Source organism: Bacillus sp. FSL R5-0576 (assembly GCF_038004765.1).
GTDB classification, from domain to species: Bacteria; Bacillota; Bacilli; order Bacillales; family Bacillaceae; genus Bacillus; species Bacillus subtilis.
Genome location: NZ_JBBORU010000001.1, coordinates 242,442 through 262,365 on the forward strand (window position 1 = coordinate 242,442; position 19,924 = coordinate 262,365).

General features: G+C 45.8%; 19 protein-coding genes and 1 pseudogene. 12 read left to right on the forward strand and 8 right to left on the reverse strand.

Going from position 1 to position 19,924, the window contains the following annotated elements:
- Positions 1-3: 3 nt before the first annotated feature.
- Positions 4-858 (reverse strand): alpha/beta fold hydrolase, encoded by an 855-nt coding sequence (locus tag NX903_RS01300; RefSeq protein ID WP_086343430.1) that lies wholly within the window; start codon positions 856-858, stop codon positions 4-6.
- Positions 859-1,019: 161 nt separating this feature from the next.
- Between NX903_RS01300 and ffoR the strand changes: the two genes are divergently transcribed.
- The gene (gene ffoR, locus NX903_RS01305) at positions 1,020-2,030 is read left to right on the forward strand and encodes a ferredoxin--NADP(+) reductase (RefSeq protein ID WP_086343431.1); all 1,011 of its coding nucleotides are present in this window, start codon (positions 1,020-1,022) and stop codon (positions 2,028-2,030) included.
- A 31-nt stretch (positions 2,031-2,061) separates the two neighbouring features.
- Here ffoR and cobA read toward each other — a convergent pair whose 3' ends face one another.
- The 5 genes from cobA to nasB form a co-directional block, all read right to left on the reverse strand.
- Entirely contained in the window at positions 2,062-3,513 is a 1,452-nt protein-coding gene (gene cobA / locus NX903_RS01310; RefSeq protein WP_086343432.1) for a uroporphyrinogen-III C-methyltransferase, read from the reverse strand.
- A gap of 60 nt (positions 3,514-3,573) precedes the next feature.
- Entirely contained in the window at positions 3,574-3,894 is a 321-nt protein-coding gene (gene nirD, locus NX903_RS01315) for a nitrite reductase small subunit NirD (protein WP_003246252.1), read from the reverse strand.
- 30 nt (positions 3,895-3,924) lie between these two features.
- Positions 3,925-6,342 carry an NADPH-nitrite reductase gene (gene nasD / locus NX903_RS01320; protein WP_086343433.1) on the reverse strand — a complete coding sequence of 806 codons (2,418 nt, stop codon included), beginning with the start codon at positions 6,340-6,342 and terminating at the stop codon, positions 3,925-3,927.
- 120 nt (positions 6,343-6,462) lie between these two features.
- Positions 6,463-8,595, reverse strand: a complete 2,133-nt coding sequence (nasC, locus tag NX903_RS01325) for an assimilatory nitrate reductase catalytic subunit NasC (RefSeq protein ID WP_086343434.1) — start codon at positions 8,593-8,595, stop codon at positions 6,463-6,465.
- A 6-nt stretch (positions 8,596-8,601) separates the two neighbouring features.
- A complete protein-coding gene (nasB, locus tag NX903_RS01330) occupies positions 8,602-10,917 on the reverse strand; it encodes an assimilatory nitrate reductase electron transfer subunit NasB (RefSeq protein WP_086343435.1) in 2,316 nt (771 codons plus the stop codon).
- A gap of 179 nt (positions 10,918-11,096) precedes the next feature.
- On the opposite strand from nasB, the gene NX903_RS01335 reads away from it, so the two are divergent.
- The 5 genes and pseudogenes from NX903_RS01335 (at position 11,097) to zinU (ending at position 15,416) form a co-directional block, all read left to right on the forward strand.
- Positions 11,097-12,302: an MFS transporter gene (locus NX903_RS01335; protein ID WP_003246358.1), complete on the forward strand. Its 1,206-nt coding sequence runs from the start codon at positions 11,097-11,099 to the stop codon at positions 12,300-12,302.
- Positions 12,303-12,418: 116 nt separating this feature from the next.
- Positions 12,419-13,333 carry a GTP cyclohydrolase FolE2 gene (folE2, locus tag NX903_RS01340; RefSeq protein WP_086343436.1) on the forward strand — a complete coding sequence of 305 codons (915 nt, stop codon included), beginning with the start codon at positions 12,419-12,421 and terminating at the stop codon, positions 13,331-13,333.
- Entirely contained in the window at positions 13,330-13,914 is a 585-nt protein-coding gene (locus NX903_RS01345; RefSeq protein WP_086343437.1) for a L,D-transpeptidase, read from the forward strand. The genes folE2 and NX903_RS01345 overlap by 4 nt, the downstream gene beginning before the upstream one ends.
- A gap of 95 nt (positions 13,915-14,009) precedes the next feature.
- Positions 14,010-14,195: pseudogene (locus NX903_RS01350) on the forward strand (hypothetical protein).
- A gap of 27 nt (positions 14,196-14,222) precedes the next feature.
- The gene (gene zinU, locus NX903_RS01355; protein ID WP_041340105.1) at positions 14,223-15,416 is read left to right on the forward strand and encodes a zinc metallochaperone ZinU; all 1,194 of its coding nucleotides are present in this window, start codon (positions 14,223-14,225) and stop codon (positions 15,414-15,416) included.
- Positions 15,417-15,464: 48 nt separating this feature from the next.
- Here the strand turns inward: zinU and NX903_RS01360 are convergent, their stop codons facing one another.
- Positions 15,465-16,145 (reverse strand): amino acid ABC transporter permease, encoded by a 681-nt coding sequence (locus NX903_RS01360; RefSeq protein WP_086343438.1) that lies wholly within the window; start codon positions 16,143-16,145, stop codon positions 15,465-15,467.
- A 9-nt stretch (positions 16,146-16,154) separates the two neighbouring features.
- The gene (locus NX903_RS01365; protein ID WP_086343439.1) at positions 16,155-17,018 is read right to left on the reverse strand and encodes a transporter substrate-binding domain-containing protein; all 864 of its coding nucleotides are present in this window, start codon (positions 17,016-17,018) and stop codon (positions 16,155-16,157) included.
- Positions 17,019-17,179: 161 nt separating this feature from the next.
- Here NX903_RS01365 and NX903_RS01370 point away from each other — a divergent pair, with 161 nt between their 5' ends.
- From NX903_RS01370 to NX903_RS01395, 6 genes are all read left to right on the forward strand, one after another.
- On the forward strand, positions 17,180-17,377 hold the full coding sequence (locus NX903_RS01370; RefSeq protein WP_144486850.1) for a hypothetical protein: 198 nt from the start codon (positions 17,180-17,182) through the stop codon (positions 17,375-17,377).
- An 18-nt stretch (positions 17,378-17,395) separates the two neighbouring features.
- Positions 17,396-17,851: an RDD family protein gene (locus NX903_RS01375; RefSeq protein WP_064672016.1), complete on the forward strand. Its 456-nt coding sequence runs from the start codon at positions 17,396-17,398 to the stop codon at positions 17,849-17,851.
- A gap of 81 nt (positions 17,852-17,932) precedes the next feature.
- Complete coding sequence (locus tag NX903_RS01380) at positions 17,933-18,265, forward strand: YckD family protein (protein WP_015252849.1); 333 nt, start codon at positions 17,933-17,935, stop codon at positions 18,263-18,265.
- 127 nt (positions 18,266-18,392) lie between these two features.
- Positions 18,393-18,815: a MarR family winged helix-turn-helix transcriptional regulator gene (locus NX903_RS01385; protein ID WP_170939093.1), complete on the forward strand. Its 423-nt coding sequence runs from the start codon at positions 18,393-18,395 to the stop codon at positions 18,813-18,815.
- Complete coding sequence (locus NX903_RS01390) at positions 18,803-19,144, forward strand: DUF3147 family protein (RefSeq protein ID WP_032724911.1); 342 nt, start codon at positions 18,803-18,805, stop codon at positions 19,142-19,144. Before NX903_RS01385 ends, NX903_RS01390 begins: the two co-directional genes overlap by 13 nt.
- An 18-nt stretch (positions 19,145-19,162) precedes the next feature.
- The gene (locus NX903_RS01395; RefSeq protein WP_128737496.1) at positions 19,163-19,891 is read left to right on the forward strand and encodes an AAA family ATPase; all 729 of its coding nucleotides are present in this window, start codon (positions 19,163-19,165) and stop codon (positions 19,889-19,891) included.
- Positions 19,892-19,924: the final 33 nt, after the last annotated feature.

Sequence of the window (19,924 nt, forward strand, 5' to 3'; positions counted from 1 at the left end):
TGGTTAGGATTCCAAAAAGCCGAGTAAGATACTGTCTGTTTCTGCAGCTTCTTTTCCGAGCCAAATCAGGTGTCCCCATGAGTGAAGCAAACAGAGAGCAGCGCCACGAATGTGCTCTTTTGCATGATGTGCATGTGACAAGTCAACCAATCCATCATAAACACTTTGCATAATCAGCACGGGAGATATGATGGCTTGCAGGTCTTTTAAAGAGACAGCGGCGGTTTGTGACAAGTCAATCAGAAATCCTTCACCCGAGCGCTGCCGGCTGTTCATTTTCCGAAATGCTTCTATGTCTTTTTCATCCATTAAGGACTTGATTCGCTGAAACGGAATCGTGCTGAATTGGGGGCTCATAGCTCGAAACATCAAACGCGGGAAAGCGTTATTCAAAGAAGAAATCAGCTTCCATATCCACTTTTCCACCGGCGGGCGGAAGAGAATTCTCCCCAATTTATATTCAGTGTCTTTTGGGGTGAGCCACTCTTTGGTGACCGCGGATTGCAGGGTCAATGTATTTACTCTTTCTGGATAATGTGAGGCAAAGCATATGCCGCTCGGCCCTCCTGCTGAGATGGCGATCACATGGACACTGTCGATTTGTAAATGATCTAATAATTTCACATAGAAACGGCAGGCGTTGGCAAGACTTTTTCCAATTTCTTTTGACGTTCGTCCATAGCCGGGTCTTGAAGGCGTAATGATGGAATACCCTTGTTCAATCAACGCTGTGTATCCGAATTCCTCGTAACAATTTGAATGCCCGCCATGCATGACAAGGATCGGAGTTCCCTTGCCTGTCACAGAATATTCTAGTGTACTGCCATCGAAGGTGATCGTTTCGACTCGTCTTTTCATCTGTTTCACCCAATTGGTTTTTGCCTATTATAGAGTTTTCAGCAATTGACCACAAGGTAGAAGAAATGAATAAACAAAGGCCCTTGAAATATGATATACTTTGTATTGATATTCATTCTCAATTAAAACTTTGATATAGATGTGAACGGGAGGCAGGACGGATGGCTGAGAATCAAGAGGTATATGACGTTACGATTATAGGCGGGGGGCCGATTGGGCTGTTTACTGCTTTTTACTGCGGGATGCGGGAGCTAAAAACAAAGGTAATCGAATTTTTGCCGAAGCTCGGAGGGAAGGTGTCTTTATTCTTTCCTGAGAAAATCATTCGCGATATCGGCGGCATACCGGGGATTGCGGGAAAGCAGCTGATCGAGCAGCTGAAGGAGCAGGCGGCAACGTTTGATCCTGATATCGTATTGAATCAGCGTGTGACCGGGTTTGAACGCCTAGATGAAGGCACCATTGTTCTGACGGGTTCTGAAGGGGAAAAGCACTATACAAGAACTGTGATTTTGGCTTGCGGCATGGGTACACTTGAGGTCAATGAGTTTGACAGCGAGGATGCGGCCCGATATGCGGGCAAAAATCTTCATTATGGAGTGGAGAAGCTCGATGCGTTTAAAGATAAGCGCGTGGTGATATCAGGCGGCGGAGATACTGCGGTTGATTGGGCTAATGAGCTTGAACCGATTGCGGCGTCTGTGACTGTCGTTCATCGCCGCGAGGAATTCGGAGGAATGGAAAGCAGCGTGACGAAAATGAAACAATCATCGGTGCGGGTGCTTACTCCTTATTGTCTAGAGCAGCTGAGCGGCGATGAAGAGCGCATCAAAAGCGTGACGATTTGTCATGCTGAATCAGGCCAAAGGGAAGATATAGAGGTTGATGAGCTGATCATTAATCATGGCTTCAAAATTGATCTAGGGCCGATGATGGAGTGGGGGCTGGAGATTGAAGAAGGAAGGGTGAAAGCTGACAGACATATGCGAACGAATCTTCCGGGCGTGTTTGTGGCGGGCGATGCGGCTTTTTATGAAAGCAAGCTGAGATTAATTGCCGGCGGCTTTACCGAAGGCCCGACAGCAGTCAACAGCGCAAAGGCTTATTTGGATCCTAAGGCTGAGAATATGGCGATGTATTCAACCCATCATAAAAAATTGGTACATAAATAAAACAGCCCTTGGGGGAAAGGGCTGTTTGCCATCAGCTGTGAAGGAGTTTTCTTTCCGCTTGTTGATTTTGGATGAAAGCAAATAATTCATCCTGTTCTTGGATGGCTGTGAATCCATAAGCCCCGGCAGCTGAGTCATCGCCTATACAGACGATAGGGGGCCGGCTTGCTGACGGTTCCGGCGAAATGCCAATTTGTTCGCCACCATTGATCAATTGCTGAACGGACAGCTTGTTCGGGCAAATGACCATGTGCAGCTGGGATTCACTGATGGTACGCTGAATCATGTGGGTGAACCGGTCATCTATGACGTTTTCATGAGTGATATAAAACGAACAGGATTCTTGCTTTTGCATGAATTCCACTGCATGGCGGCTCCCGACAACAAGACGTTTTTCTGAATCAGGCTGAATGGCGGTGACAAGAAAGCCCCGTTTTTCAAGCTCCGTCTTTGCTTGCTCAGATGCTGCACTCAGTTTGGCTGTCAGCTGGCGGATGTCGATTTTCTGAGAAGCCAGTGCTCTGAAAAATTCACAAACCGCCCGGCGCGATGTGAAAAAAACGTCTTCAAAGGTGCCAATCTTTCGAAGAATTTCTTCATTGACAGGCATGTTTTCGGTCCGCCATTTCGGCCACTCGATGAGATCGGCGCCGGAATCGCGCAGCTTGTCTGCAAGCGGGTCTTCATCTTCGCCATGAGTCACAACCATCAAATGCCGTCCGATGAGCGGTTTGCTTTCAAACCAGCTGTGTGTTTGAAAGTTGACGATGTCTCCGATGACGATAATCGCAGGGTTTGTAATCTGGTGTTCCTGCACTTTTTGCTGAATGTTCTCAAGTGTTCCTTTCACACTCCGCTGGCGGCCCCACGTTCCCCATTGGATGACAATGACAGGGACAGAAGGCGATTTCCCGTATGAAATAAGCTGCTGGCAAATATAAGACAAGTTCTTGACACCCATGTAAAAAACAAGGGTTTGTACGCTTCGGGCTAGCCCTTCCCAGTCAAGGTTCGGCGTGCCTTTTAATGATTTATCATGCGCTGTAATCATGGCAAAAGACGATGCAAAATCCCGATGCGTGACGGGGATGCCCGCATATAGCGGCGCTGCAATTCCAGAGGTGATTCCCGGCACCATTTCATAGCGAATGCCGTGCTCATGAAGAGCATCTGCTTCCTCGCCGACTCTGCCGAATACGCTCGGATCTCCGCCCTTCAAGCGAACGACGGTTAATCCATTTAATGCTTTTTCAACCAGCAGGGCGTTAATTTCTTTTTGTTTCATAAAATGGCGGTTTGGCAGTTTTCCGCAATAAATAAACTGGCAGTCCGGTGATGCAAATTCGAGCAGCTTCGGGTTGGCGAGCCGGTCATATAAAATCACATCTGCTTCCTCGAGCGCCTGTTTTCCTTTGATGGTGAGCAGGCCTGGGTCGCCGGGTCCGGCTCCCACGAAATATACGATTCCGTTCTTCATGATCATGTCATCCTTCCGTCACTGTAAAAAATGAAGGACCACTAGAAAAGTGATCCGGTCTTTTGATCAATATACGAGATAAACATGTTCTCCTTCGATCAGCGTTTCATATGTTTTGACGCATCCGTGGTCAGGTTCTTGGACGATTCCGTCTTCTAAGGAAATTTTCCAGTCATGCATCGGGCAGAAAACATATTGACCGCTGACGATGCCTTCTGCCAGGACGCCGCCCTTATGCGGACAGCGGTTTTCGATGGCGCGGATGCTTCCGTCTGAAAGCTTGAAAACCGCGAGCTCCTTATCTTCAATATACACTGTTTTGCCTAATTGTTCAGGCAATTCTTCAATTTTTCCGATACATACTTTTGTTACGTCTTTGTTTACCATGTCCATTCCTCCTCAATGATTTTTTTGTCATTATGATGTGGTCACGACATTTTCAAATAATTCTTTAGAGGTTTGTTTATCCTCTAAAAAGTCTTTCCACGGATCCTTGTGGACAGAGAGTGTTTCATTCATTCGGCCGTTCAGCTCCTGCCGCTTTTCCGGATCGTTTAACACGGATTGGACATGGGATAAACCGACGCGCTCAAGCCATGCGGACGTACGCTCCAGATAGTTTGCGGTTTCCCTGTAATATTGCAGGTAAGCGCCTGCGTATTCTAAGACTTCTTCATTTGTTTTCACCTTCATCAGCAAATCGCCGGCACGCAAATGGGTTCCGCCGTTTCCGCCGACATAAAGCTCCCAGCCTCCGTCAATGCCGACAACGCCAAGGTCCTTAATGCCGGATTCCGCACAGTTTCGCGGGCAGGCAGACACGGCCATTTTGACTTTGTGAGGCGTGTTCAGCCCTTCGAATTTTTTCTCAAGCGCAATGCCCAGTGCCATGGAGTCTTGTGTGCCGAAGCGGCAGAATTGCTCGCCTACACATGTTTTCACTGTGCGGAGCGTTTTTCCGTACGCGTAGCCCGACGGCATATCAAGATCTTCCCATACCTTCGGAAGGTCTTCTTTTTTCACGCCGATAAGATCAATTCGCTGGCCGCCTGTCATTTTCACGAGCGGGATCTCATATTTGTCAACGACATCGGCGATCTTGCGCAAGTCTGTGGAGTTGGTCACGCCGCCGTACATCCGAGGAACGACTGAGTATGTTCCGTCTTTTTGAATATTGGCGTGCATTCGTTCATTAACAAAGCGGGATGTCCGGTCATCCTCGTATTTGGTTGGATTGATCATGCCTAAGTAGTAGTTCAGAGCGGGCCGGCATTTAGAACAGCCTTCTGGCGTTTTCCAGCCGAGCACATTCATGACTTCTCTTGTATGTGACAGCCCTTTGGCTTTGATTTCTTCTACGACTTCATCTCTCGACAATGTGGTGCAGCCGCAAATGGCTTCTTTTTGCGCTGACGCATCAAAGTCTGATCCGAGCGTATGCTGGAGGATTTCTTCTACGAGCGGCTTACAGCCTCCGCATGAGCGGGATGCACCGGTGCATGCTTTGATTTCGTCCGTTGACGAGCAGCCCTTTTCCTGTATGGCTTGAATAATCGCACCTTTTGACACGCCGTTGCAGCCGCAGATGATTTCATCGTCGCTCATCGCTGCGGTTATGCTTGTGCCTGCTTCTTGGCTGAGAGGCTGTAAGATTGATATTTTAGAGGTTTCAGAGATATCGGCTTCTTTTTGAATCATAGAAAACAGGCGATTGCCTTCGCTGCTGTCGCCGAATAAAACAGCACCGACAATTTGATTGCCTCTCAGGACGATTTTTTTATAGATGCCGTCCTGCTCATCGAAGACTTTAATCGCTTTTTTCTCCTCTGATTCGTTAAAGTCACCGGCAGAGAAGACCTCGACGCCTGATACCTTTAACTGTGTGGAGAGAACGGAGCCCTCATACGGTTTTGTTTCGATGCCGCAAATATGCTTTGCCAGCACTTTTGCCTGTTCATACAGCGGCGCCACAAGCCCGTAGGCGATTCCTCGGTGCTCGGCACATTCGCCGACCGCGTAAATGTGCGGGATTTCAGTCTGCATATAATCGTTGACGATGATGCCGCGGTTAACCGGAATGCCGCTCTCGGCCCCGAGCGTTGTATTTGGGCGGATGCCGACAGCCATGACGACTAAATCAGCTTCAATGCTTGTGCCATCCTTGAATCGGAGGCCTTCGACACGGTCGTCACCGACAATTTCTTCTGTTTGCTTTTCAAGTAAAAAGGTCATACCTTGTTTTTCTAACTCGTTTTGCAGCAGGCGTCCTGCCGTTGCATCAAGCTGGCGCTCCATCAGGAATGGGGCAAGGTGGATGACGGACACATCCATGCCAAGATTCAGCAGTCCGCGAGCTGCTTCCAAACCAAGAAGTCCTCCGCCGATGACGGCAGCTTTTTTATATTGTTTTGACGCGGCGAGCATTGTGTCTGTATCTTTTATGTCCCGGAAAGCTGTGACGCCTTTTTTGTCTGCGCCCGGAATCGGAAGGATAAAAGGGACCGAGCCTGTCGCCAGGATCAATTCATCGTAAGGCTGGATTCTGTCTGCATCTGTGATGACTGTTTTGTTTTCCGTGTCCACTTTGATGACTGTTTCATTTGTATACAATTGAATGTTGTTTTCTTCGTACCAGTCCCAATCGTTTAACGTAATATCTTTAATATCTGTATCGCCTTGAAGCACTTTTGACAAAAGGATTCGGTTGTAATTGGGATGCGGTTCGGCACCGAAAATTGTGATCTGAAACTCGTCTTTAGCAACACTCAGTATCTCTTCAATGGCCCTTACCCCGGCCATTCCATTACCAACAAGAACTAGCTGTTTTTTTCCCATCAGATGATCCGCTCCTTATCAATGTTTTTTCCAGCGTAGCACAGCAAAAAGGAATATTTAAGATACATGTTATAAAATGTAACAAAATATACGAAAAGTTCTAAAAATTTTATGAAAAATTTAAATAGGTCTGATTCGGACGGCGCATACCTTAAAACCGGGCATTTTACAGGCTGGATCTAAGGCTTCTCCGATTAAATCATTCACATTTTGAGCGTCTGCCCAATGAATGGGAACAAAAACAGTATCTTTTCTGATTTGTTCTGATAATTTGCTGCGGACGGTGATGCTTCCCCGCGGCGATTCTATTTTTACCAGTACACGGTCCTCGATATTGTAGGTCGCTGCTGTTTGCGGATGGATCTCCATAAACGATTCAAAATGTCTCGCGGCAAGGGCGGCGCTTTTTCTTGTTTGGACGCCTGTTAAGTAGTGAGACATGACTCTGCCTGTCGTTAAATAAAGCGGATAATCGGCTGTTGGCTTCTCTTTTGGAACAGATGGTTCGTTTGGAATCACACTTAATGCCGCTTTTTGATCCGGATGAGCAAATGATTCTGTAAACAAGCGCCCAGTTCCGGGATGATCAGATTCCGGACACGGCCAATGAATGCCGCCTTCACGTCTGAGCCTGCCGTATGAGATGCCTGAATAATCGGCAATCCCGCCTCGGCTCGCTTCTCTCAATTCATTAAAAATATCCTCCGCTGACGTATAAGAGAAGTAGCGACCCTTGCCGAGAGCGGATGCGAGATCACAAATGATCTGCCAATCATGCTTTGCTTCGCCGAGACATGGCCGGCTTGCTTCTCTTAATGTCACGCGTCCTTCTACATTTGTCATGGTGCCTTCATCTTCTAAGTAAGAGGAGGCGGGTAAAATCACATCTGCGTATTTCGCAGTCTCAGAAATAAACAAATCGATTGCAACAAAGAATGTCAGTTTACGTAAAGCCTTTTTCACGAGATTCGCATTTGGACTGGAGACAGCAGGATTGGAGCACATGAGGAACAATCCTTTGATGTCGCCGTCATTGATTTTTTCCATCATTTCATAGGCTGAGACACCTTTTCGCGGCAGATCATCCTGATGGATTCCCCACACTTGCGCAACATGTGCCCGGTGTTGTTCGTTTTCAATAGATCGATAGCCCGGAAGCTGATCGGCTTTTTGGCCATGCTCTCTTGCACCTTGCCCGTTGCCTTGTCCGGTGATCGCCCCGTAACCTGAGTAAGGCTTGCCGATTTTTCCTGTGATCAGCACCATGTTTAAGAAGCCTTTCACAGCCGCTGTTCCATCGGTTTGCTGTTCAATCCCGCGGGCTGTAAACAGCATGCCGGACGTTTCCTTGGCAAACTTTACAGCCGCTTTTCTTATATCCGCCAGCGGGACACTCGTCTGTTCGGCGATGTCATTCAGGTCCAACGAGTCAGTATGCTGCTTCAGCTCTTCGAATCCATTTGTTCGTGATTGAATGAAATCCTCGTTTATAAGCTGTTCGTCAATGATGATTTTGACGAGGCCGTTGGAAAGGGCGGCGTCTGTGCCGGGTTTGATTTTCAGATGAAGATCGGCGATTTTTGTTGTTGCTGTTTCACGCGGATCAATGGCAATGATGTAAGCTCCGTTTTCTTTCGCTTTTTCAAAATACGGCATAATCGTAGGCTGGCATTCCGCGATATTGGTGCCGGCCAGAATGATCACACGGGTGTGGGGAATGTCTGATAAGGGATTCGTTAAGCCTCTGTCGGCTCCGAATGTTTGGTTGGCTGCGGTTGCTGCGGCGGACATACAAAGCCTCCCGTTATAGTCGATGTATTTTGTCTGTAAGCCCACCCGTGCGAATTTCCCTAACAAATACGCCTCTTCATTTGTAATCGAGGCGCTTCCGTATACCGCCATGGCGTCATGGCCGTGTTCTGCTTGGATCATTGTCACTTGGTCTTTAATGTAATTCAATGCTTCTTCCCAGGAAACAGGGATAAACTCGCCGTTTTTCTTCAGCAGAGGGCGGGTGATGCGAGAGGAGTTCAAGGCATGCTGGTGAGCATTCATGCCCTTCATGCATAGCCGACCCTGTGTCGTAGGATTATCAATCCCGATCGCAGTGTACTTTTTGCGCGTGACGATGGTTTGTTCCACGAGCTGCATTTTGCACTGCATGCTGCAAAACGGGCATTGAGTGTCATATGTTTTTTCTGATTGGACGTCTTGCTGTTTATCACGGAAATATCTAAGCAGTCGTTCAGTCAAAATGCCTCATCCTTTCTTATATGCGCCCGTCTCTACAGTCGGGTTTTGAATCAGTGACAGATCTGTTTGGAGGCTTTCCAGCAGCTGTGCCCTTAGGTCTTCTTCGAATAGCACTTCTCTGATATGAACGATCCCGAGACGGTCTATCCACTGATGAACAGCTTCTAAGTAATGAGCCGTTTCCCGATAATACTGGATCAGTCCTTTGATCATGCCGGCAGTGCTGTCTTCGTTCTCAGTCACGCAAAACAGAGCTCCTGAACGGGCATGAGTTCCCCGGACGCCGCCGATGTGAATGTCCCAGCCAGCTTGTGTCCGAATTGCGCCGACATCTTGCAGGGCGGCATCGGTGCAGTCAGTTTCACATGATAAGCTGATAGAAATGGGAGCGGGTAAGGGAAGCGTCTCAAGTTGTCTTTCGATTTGGGCTGCCAGCTGCTGAATCGATCGATTTTGCCCGCATGTACATGCTTTGATGGTTTGCAGCGTGTGTCGGTGTTCATTAGTGTAAACGGGCATTTTCAGGTCTTTTTTCATGTTCGGGAGATCCGCAGGCTTGATCCCGGAAAGCTTCAGCCTTTGGCCGTGAGTGATGGATACGTCGGAAATGCTGTATGCCTCAATGATGTTAGCGATGGTTCTTAGCTGATCCGCGTTTGTCCGCCCCCCGTACATTTGCGGAATCAGGATGCATGTCTCTTCAGTGGCTGGCTCAGGCTGTACAAACCCGGGGTACAGCATTTCCAGATAGTATTGAATCGCAGGAACACAAGTACTGCATCCTTTTTTTGTTTTCCAGTCAAGCTGGTTCATCACTTCTGCCGGATTAGTGAATGGCCTGCGCTGAAGCTCAGCGATGATGTCGTCTTCTGTAAAATCAGTACAGCCGCAAAACGAAAGTGTGCCGGCGGGCTTCGTATATTCGCTGTTGGTCATGTACCTCAAAAGGTCTTCAACGAGCGGTTTGCATCCTCCGCAGGACCCAGAGGCTTTGGTGCAGTGCTTGACTTCCTCAACAGTTGTTAAGCTTTTCGTGTTCACCGCATCTTCAATCGCGCCTTTCGTCACTGTGTTGCATTGGCAAATCGTTTCACTGGAAGGCATGGATTCAAATAAAGTGCTGCTTGTCTCCGGTTCGATGATCTGCTTTTTGACAATGGAGATGTCTCGTTGTTTAAGCAGGCTGTCGAGAAGCCGCTGCTTGTCACGGGTGTCTCCGAATAAAATAACGCCGGCCAGTTTGTCATCTACAAAAAGCGCTTTTTTATAAACGCCTGCTTGTTCGTCGTAGATTTTGATGCTCGTCGTGCGTTCATCCTCTTGGATCTTTCCTGCTGACCACACATCGATTCCAGCTATTTTTAACGCCGCAGATGGTGCTGAGCCTTGATATTCCTCACATGGAACGCCGCAAATATGACTGGCGAGAACTTTTCCCTGCTCATAAAGCGGAGCCACCAATCCGTACACCGTTCCGTTATGCTCAGCGCATTCACCAACGGCGTAGATATTCGGTTCGCTTGTCTGCATGAAGTCATTCACGATGATCCCGCGGTTCACTTTGATTCCAGCAGATACAGCCAATTCAATATTCGGTTTGACGCCGGCCGCCATCACAATCAAGTCTGCTTTTAATGAAGAGCCATCTTTAAAATGGATTCGGTCTGCTTTCGTGGTGCCGGAAATGGAGACGGTGTCTTTCTCCAAAAGAAAGGTTAGGCCTTTTTGTTCCAGCTCTGTTTGCAGCAGCCGCGCCGCTGTTTGATCGAGCTGTTTTTGCATAATGCCGGCGGAGTGGTGAATGACGCTGACATCCATACCGAGATGCTGTAAACCGACTGCAGCTTCCAGTCCTAATAAGCCGGCTCCGATTACCGCAGCCTTTTGAAAGTGCTGGGCCATCCTCATCAGCGCTTGGCAGTCTTCTATTGTCCGAAATCCATAGACACCTTTTTTGTCTGCCCCGGGGATAGGGAGAATATGAGGGGAGGAGCCTGTTGCCACTATTAATTTGTCATACGACAGAGTGCGTTTCCGATCTGTGATGACCTGCTGCTGATCTGTATCAATTTGAATAACCGTTTCGCCTGTGTAAAGCGTGATCCCGTGCTTGTCGTACCAATCCTTGCTGTTCAGTGTAATATCATCGAGTGACGCTTCACCCTGCAATACAGAGGATAAGAGAATGCGATTGTAATTGGGATGCGGCTCGCTTCCGAAAATGACAATCTCAAACATGTGGCGATTCAGCTTTAATACTTCTTCAATACAGCGGATTCCGGCCATGCCGTTTCCCGCTAACACCAATCTTTGTTTCTTCATGTATCAGACCTCCTTTGGCGAAGCTCGTAAGTTTTCTCCTATTAAAAATTATGTCACAATGCACTGTTAACGCATTAAACGTGTCACAAAAACTTACACATGTCTTTTCCAGAAAATAATGGTCCTATATCCTTGATTCAGAAAATGTAAAATAATGAGGGTCTAGAAAGGGGAATCTTATGAAGCTGTCGGAACTGAAAACTAGCGGTCATCCACTCACTTTGCTCTGTTCCTTTTTATACTTTGATGTCAGTTTTATGATATGGGTTATGCTTGGGGCGCTAGGTGTTTATATTTCTCAGGATTTTGGCCTGTCTCCTTTTGAGAAAGGGCTTGTCGTAGCTGTGCCGATTTTATCTGGATCAGTGTTTCGTATCATTCTTGGTATTTTAACGGACAGAATCGGACCGAAAAAAACGGCAGTGATCGGGATGCTGGTGACGATGATTCCGCTGCTTTGGGGGACATTCGGCGGCCGTTCCCTGACTGAGCTGTATGCCATCGGGATTCTGCTTGGCGTGGCGGGGGCAAGCTTTGCTGTAGCGCTGCCTATGGCCAGCCGATGGTATCCGCCTCATTTGCAGGGGCTTGCGATGGGGATTGCCGGAGCGGGGAACAGCGGCACGTTGTTTGCAACCCTGTTTGGCCCTCGTCTGGCAGAGCAGTTCGGCTGGCACATTGTCATGGGAATTGCGCTAATTCCATTATTGATCGTCTTTATTCTTTTTGTATCCATGGCAAAGGATTCTCCTGCACAGCCGTCTCCCCAGCCGCTCAAAAGCTATCTGCATGTGTTCGGGCAAAAGGAAACATGGTTTTTCTGCCTGCTGTACAGCGTCACATTTGGCGGATTTGTCGGGCTCTCAAGCTTTTTATCTATTTTCTTTGTTGATCAATACCAGCTGTCAAAAATTCATGCGGGGGACTTCGTTACATTATGTGTGGCGGCGGGGAGCTTTTTCCGGCCTGTCGGGGGCTTGATTTCGGATCGTGTCGGCGGCACGAAAGTTCTTTCTGTACTGTTTGTCATCGTGGCACTGTGTATGGCCGGAGTCAGCAGCCTGCCATCTCTCTCAATGGTTATTGTTCTATTGTTTGTCGGAATGATGGGGCTCGGAATGGGTAACGGTGCAGTATTCCAGCTCGTGCCGCAGCGTTTTCGCAAAGAAATTGGCATGGTGACGGGAATTGTCGGTGCGGCCGGAGGAATCGGTGGGTTTTTCCTGCCGAACATCTTAGGATCTCTCAAACAGATGACAGGCACATATGCTATCGGTTTTATCACGTTTTCCTGTATCGCCCTGCTGGCATTTGCACTTGTGCTTGCCGCAGGCTATTACTGGAGAAAAAGCTGGAGCGCGGAAAGCAGCCCGGCGGATGTTTAGGGTTTTGACGGACACGCGTTTGTGCGTGTCTTTTTTATTTTCTCTTGATTTTCAACAGTGAACCGATCAAAATAAATAGTAATTATTACGATTTGTTAGCGAGAGGAGTTTTCTGAATGAATCAACATACGCTGCTCCCGAAAAAAACGGAGCGTCTTCAATACTTTGGATCGGTCAGTCCGATCAAAGGCGAGAAACCAGTGGAAAAAGAGAAAATGAAGGACCTGCAAAATATCAGGAAGGATTATTTTTTTGACATTCAGCATGTAGGTGTAGCTAATGTGTCCCATCCAGTCACAATCACTTCTGCCATGATGCCTGCCGAGCAAACAACGGCTGCGAACTTTACAATGACTTGTAATTTGCCGAGAAATCAGAAGGGGATTAACATGAGCCGGTTAACAGAGCTGCTGCAAGTCTATCATCAAAATGGCTGGGTTCTCTCATTTTCCTCTCTTCAGCAATTTACGAAAGAGCTTGCAGAAAACATGGACATATCATCTGCCACAGTTGAAGTGAGGTTTCCGTGGTTTTTCGAACGGAAAAGCCCGAAGCTTGAGAAAGCGGGTTTGATGCATGCTGATATATTCATGTCTGTCACCTATCGCAAAGATCAGCCGTTTAAACAGCGTGCCGGCATCTCAGCAAAAGTAACGACTCTGTGCCCTTGCTCCAAGGAAATCAGCGAATACAGTGCCCATAATCAGAGGGGAACGGTCAGCATTTGGGCGGATATTCACCCGGCCGCATCGCTGCCAAGTGATGTTAAAGCTGATTTGCTTCACGCCGCAGAATCAAATGCTTCTGCGAGACTGCATCCGGTATTGAAGCGGCCTGATGAAAAAGCCGTGACAGAAACGGCCTATGAAAACCCGAGATTTGTTGAGGATCTCGTCCGGCTGATTGCTGCTGATTTGTTTGAGCTTGAATGGGTGTCAGCCTTTGAGATTGAATGCCGAAATGAAGAATCGATCCATCTCCACGATGCCTATGCGAAGCTGTGTTTTTCGAAGGAAGTGGATAGAATATGAAACTCTCATTATTCATTGTTGCAGTTCTTATGCCAGCCAGCCTGCTGTCAGCCTGCTCCGATCATGCAGAAGAACACGCAAGTATCAATACAAAGAAAACGGTCGAAAACATAACGGATGTTCGAAAAACAGCAAAAACAAGCATTGATTGGACGAAGCCTTCGGGCGGAGAATACCCGGATATTAAACAGAAGCATGTCTGGATTGATGTGAATGTGAAGGAGCAGAAGGCTTACATCAAGGAAGGAAGCAACACTATCTATACAATGATGATCTCTTCTGGTCTTGATCAAACAAAAGATGATGCTACGCCAAAGGGCACCTTTTATGTAGAGCCTGAACGGGGAGAATGGTTTTTCTCCGAAGGATACCAGGAAGGCGCAGAATACTGGGTATCATGGAAAAACCACGGCGAATTTCTATTTCATAGTGTGCCAATGACAAAGGATCAAAAAGTCATCAAAACGGAAGCAGAAAAACTAGGAACGAAAGCATCTCACGGTTGTATCAGGCTGATCATTCCAGATGCAAAATGGATATATGAAAATATCCCTGAACATACAAAAGTGGTGATCAGCTGAATTGAAAACCGTTGACAAAAAGGAAAAAAGACCATACAATTTAAATCGTAACAATTACGTTTTATGATAAATGGCTTATCATTGTCTGTGCATCTGTGAAAAGCGGAAAGGCATCGATTAAGGATCTTGCTGTCGGCAAGGGCAGGGATTTGCGATGGGGAAAAGGATTAAACGCGGTTGGAGCCTTTACTGATTTATAAATCGGGCGGCAGCGAGAAATGAGCGCGAAAAGCTGCTCTACACCATTGTACATATGGCAAAGTATACAATTTAAATCGTAATCATTCTATTTTAATGGAGGCATTATTATGAAAAAAATTCCGGTTACCGTACTGAGCGGTTATCTCGGTGCGGGAAAAACAACATTGCTGAACAGCATTCTGCAAAATCGCGAAGGCTTGAAAATAGCGGTTATCGTAAACGATATGAGCGAGGTGAACATTGACGCGGGCTTGGTTAAGCAGGAAGGGGGCCTTTCCAGAACAGATGAAAAGCTTGTGGAAATGTCAAACGGCTGCATTTGCTGCACGCTTCGCGAAGACTTATTAATTGAAGTTGAGAAGCTGGCAAAAGACGGACGGTTTGATTATATCGTCATCGAATCGACAGGAATCAGTGAACCGATCCCGGTGGCCCAGACTTTCTCTTATATCGATGAAGAAATGGGAATCGATCTTACAAAATTCTGTCAGCTGGATACGATGGTGACAGTGGTTGATGCCAACCGTTTTTGGCATGATTATCAGTCAGGCGAAAGCCTTCTGGACCGCAAAGAAGCATTGGGGGAAGAGGATGAAAGAGAAATCGCCGACCTCTTGATCGATCAAATTGAGTTTTGCGATGTACTGATCTTAAATAAATGTGATTTGGTCAGCGAGCAAGAGCTCGAACAGCTTGAAAACGTTCTTCGTAAACTGCAGCCAAGAGCCAAGTTCATTCGTTCCGTCAAAGGAAATGTAAAACCGCAGGAGATTTTGCATACAGGGTTATTTAACTTCGAGGAAGCGAGCGGATCGGCGGGCTGGATTCAAGAGCTGACGGCAGGCCATGCGGAACACACCCCGGAAACAGAAGAATACGGTATCTCTTCATTTGTATATAAGAGACGTTTGCCGTTTCATTCTACACGGTTTTATCAATGGATAGATCAAATGCCAAAGAACGTGGTTCGTGCCAAAGGAATCGTCTGGTGCGCATCTCATAACAACCTCGCTTTGCTGATGTCGCAAGCAGGTCCGTCGGTTACGATTGAGCCTGTATCTTATTGGGTGGCGGCGCTGCCGAAGCTTGAGCAGGAGCAAGTCAAACAGCAGGAGCCGGAAATCCTGGAGGAGTGGGACCCGGAGTTCGGCGACCGCCTAACGCAGCTAGTTTTTATCGGAACTGACCTGGATGAAGAAACGATCACGAAAGAGCTTGATCAATGCCTGTTGACTGAGTATGAATTTGATTCCGACTGGTCGCTGTTTGAGGACCCGTTTAAATGGAAGCTGAATCAATAGAAAAAAAGCCGTCCCATGGGGAACGGCTTTTTTTAATGAAACGTTTGTTTAAACATAATGAGCGTATTTTTTCTCAAGGATATTCTGAAAGACCGCGGCAATGGAGCAGATGGCCCAATAAATGAGAGCGGTCAGAATATACATGGTCATATAATCAAACTCTCTGCCCCCGATGATTTTCGCATGCTGGAGCAATTCCGGCACTGTAATCATCGCAGCGAGAGATGACGCCTTGATTAAGTCGAGCAATACATTGGCAAGCGGAGGCAGCGCAATACGTATCGATTGCGGCAAAATGATGCCCCTCATCGTCTGCCAATAGGAAAGACCCAGCGAGGATGCGGCTTCCCACTGTCCTTTTTCGACGGATGAAATGGCTGAACGGTTAATTTCCGCAATGTAGGCGGCGCTGTTAAGGCTAAAGCCGATTAAAGCAGCCGTGATAGCGGAAAATTGAATGCCGATATAAGGAAACCCGAAATAAAGGATAAACAAAATCACTAAAATCGGAACGCCCCGCATAAATGAGATATAGAGCTTCGCCGGCCATCTTAACAAAGCAATCTTAGACATTCTGGCGAGTGATATGAACAGGCCGATCACAGTTCCCGCAAACATGCTTACAAAAGAGATGAGCAGTGTATACCCAATGCCTTTTATGACATAAGGGAACGATTCAATAGCCAGCTTCGTGTTGAAAATATATTCCCATTGAATGCTATTGATCATGGCGTCCGATTACAAATCAACGTCCTGAACGTCGGCATCAATTTTTTTTGATACATCTGCTTTATTGAAGAATTGTTTCGACAGTTTAGTCAAAGAGCCATCCTTGCTCATCTCTTTCAATGCTTCGTTCATCTTTTTCTGAAGTGCCTCATTGCTTTTTTTCATGACAAGGGCCTGTTTGTTCGGCATGTACTTGATGTCAGGATGAATTGTAATGTTGAGATCCGGGAATGCCGCGAGCGCAAGTGTCTGCAGGTAATAGTCGTTTAAAATGACGTCAGTGCGTCCGTTGGCAACATCTTTTAAATATTGCTCATTCGTCGCATTATCATAAATCACTTCTTTGGCGCCGTATTTTCTCGCGACATCCATGTAGACGGTCGTAGCCGCGCCAGCCGCTTTCTTCCCTTTTAAATCCTTAAGCGTTTTAATCCCGGATAAATCGTCTTTACGGACAATTGCCGTACCGTATGAATATTTATATGGAGTAGAAAATGCGAACTTCTTCTCGCGGTCCTTCGTCACATCGATGTCATTCGCGGCTGCGTCAACCTGTCCGCTGTTCACCGCTGTCAGCATCCCGTCAATGCCCATCTCCTTGAACTCAACCTTCAGTCCCAGGCGTTTTGCCGCTTCACGAACGACTTCAACCTCGTAGCCCGTCAGCTTATCGGAGCCAGAGTCGGTATCATGATAAGAAGTGGGATAAAGCGTACCTGATGTAGCGACTACGATTTTCCCTTTGTCCTTGATTTGCTCCCAGCCTGTATCCTTGGAATCGGCTTCATTTTTGCCGGAACAGGCTGCCAATATAAGAAAGAAAGCCATTGTGAAACTGAATATAACGGCTTTGGATTGCTTGAATGATTTCACCTATATTTCCCCCAATCTGTTAATCAACTAAAAAGATAGCATTGAACATAAGGGGTTGCAATATGTTGATCGCGTTTTCAAAAAGTTCGAATTGTGTATACAAAAAGCATAGGTGGGTGTTTAAAAGCGTCTATGAAGGGAAGAGGTGATGAAAAAAGGAGTTGTCCAAGGATGAATGCCAGACGTACCAAGGAAACACATGTGGACGTGATGGATGCAGAAGATCAGTTATTCCTCTATGCCAATACCGTAAGAAATGGTCAAGAAGCATGAAATCGATCTTCAGAATAAATTTAAGTCTTGCTGATGCCCCTAAGACATATGATATATCCGATGAGAAAGAAAATGGAAACATTTAAACCATAATGGGGAGTCAAATGAATATTTACAAACCAGCCGGATTTTGGATCAGACTTGGAGCTGCATTGTTAGACTATATTATAGTCTCCGTGCCGCTTTTGCTGATCTATTGGCTGATTACAGGAAAAGACCCAAACGACAGCATGTTCATCAGTTTGGTTGTTCTGCTGTATTCTATTTTGCTGCCGGTGTTTTGGCGCGGTTATCTTATCGGAAAAAGGATCTGCGGAATCAGAATCGTAAAAAAAGACGGATCACAGGTCAGTCTGTTAACAATGTTTTTACGGGTTATTGTAGCCGGCCTGGTTTACGTTATAACCTTCGGACTCGGCTTGATCGCCAGCCTGATTCTGATTGCCGTACGAGAAGACAAACGGACCCTGCATGATTTAATCGCGGGAACATATGTCACTTATGCGACACCAGGTGAAGAAGAACTTAATGCTGACGAAGAGATTAGAAAGAGCGAATAATGGTTCGCTCTTTTTATTTTTATGCATAAAAAATACAAGGCAGCAAAACATATGAAAAATAGGATTGGAGGAATAAACTGGATGAAACGAATAACCATCAACATTATCACAATGTTCATTGCAGCGGCTGTCATTTCTCTGACCGGTACAGCTGAGGCCGCTGAAAAACAGCAGCAGCCACCCGCAAATGTTACACTGACAGATCAGCAAAAGAAAGAGATTGAACAACTGGAAGCAGAGATTCTTAAAAAGCGCAAAGACGTGATCTCAAAGTATGTACAATACGGTATCCTGCCTAAAGAAAGAGGAGAACACATCAAAAATCACTTGGACAAACACTTTGAAATGATGAAACAAAACGGCTTTGTTCCAAAGCACCATCCTCATCCGCATAAATTTGAAAAAAGACATTAAAATGGTAAGCATCCAATTGGAATTGGGTGCTTTTTTATTGTTAAAAGTTACTGAATGAATTTTCCGGAAAAATATATCGCTTTTGTTGATTATATCTTATAATAAGATATAAATGGGGTGTATAATGATGGAAATGGATTTAATCTCTAAACTTAATCAGCAGTGGACAGATATTTATTATTTATTACATTATCAACATAAAGATAATATTTCTCACCAGGCAATACGGATTATGCAGCATATTGAAAAGCAAGGTGAGGCAACAATAGGAGCTTTGGCTGAATACTTGTCTGTCTCTCACAATACGGCGTCAGAGCATACTAAACGTTTGATTCAAAAGGGATTTATAGCTAAACGGCGAAGTCAACAGGATGAACGAAAAGTTTTAGTTTTCTTAACACAAGAAGGAAGATCTGTTCTTGAACAGCATACACAGCTAGATAAAGAGAAATTAAAAGAAATAATTGAACGAATGAGCACATCAGAAAAGAAATTACTTGAACAGGCATTTGAACTTTTAAGTAGGGAAGCTAAACAATGGCAGTTTTAAGTAAAGTAATCATCTCTGCGTTGATTATCGGTTTTGTTACTGAAATATCAAAAAGACATCCGACCTATGGCGGCATCATTGCTGCTTTGCCCTTGGTCAGCTTATTAAGCCTTTTTTGGATGCAAATACAAGGTGAAAAAACAGCTCAATTAAGTCAATTTGCATCTGGTGTGCTTACAGGAATCCCAGCTACAGTTTGTTTACTAGCTATTTTGGCTTTTTTGCTGAAAATTCATGTGCCGTTTTGGTTTGCATTATGTGTTGGAATACTAGGATGGGCTATGTTTTTATGGATGCAGAAGATCTTTCTCAATATATTATTTAACTGAGTATAGAAAGGAGATGCTATGTTTTTAAAAAAGGTTACTCTTCTTCGAGATAGGATTTTGGACTTTGACAGATTTCCTTTTACTATCCCGGCTATAAGTCAATTAAATGACATCTTATTTACTAGCCAAGTGACTTTTTTTGTGGGGGAAAATGGATCTGGAAAATCTACTTTGCTTGAAGCGATAGCAGATAAGTGTGAATTCAATACAGCGGGCGGAAGCCGAAATAATGTCTATGAATTACGGGAGTCAGATTCCCATTTAGGAGATTACATACGTTTATCTTGGCTTCCAAAGGTAACAAATGGCTTCTTCTTAAGGGCTGAATCGTTTTATCATCTTTCTCTTCATCTGGATGAGATGGAACTAGATGCTCCTCAGCCATACCGTTCCTATGGAGGGAGGCCGCTACACAATCAATCACATGGAGAGTCCTTTATGTCTCTATTCCGTCATCGTTTTAAAGAGAAAGCGATTTACCTTTTAGATGAGCCAGAAGCAGCACTTTCTCCAGCTAGACAATTAGCTTTTTTGAGAGTTATACATGATTTGGTGAAGGGCGGAAATGTACAGATGATCATTGCGACTCACTCCCCAATCCTACTGGGCTATCCCAATGCTAATATTTTAAGCTTTGATGGTGGAAGAATACATCATATTGAATATGAGAATACAGAGCATGTTCAATTAACACGATATTTTCTTGGACAAAGAGAAAAAATATTAGCTGAGCTGTTCCGCGACTAACATCGAGTTGATATGAAACGCGTTTCATAGCCT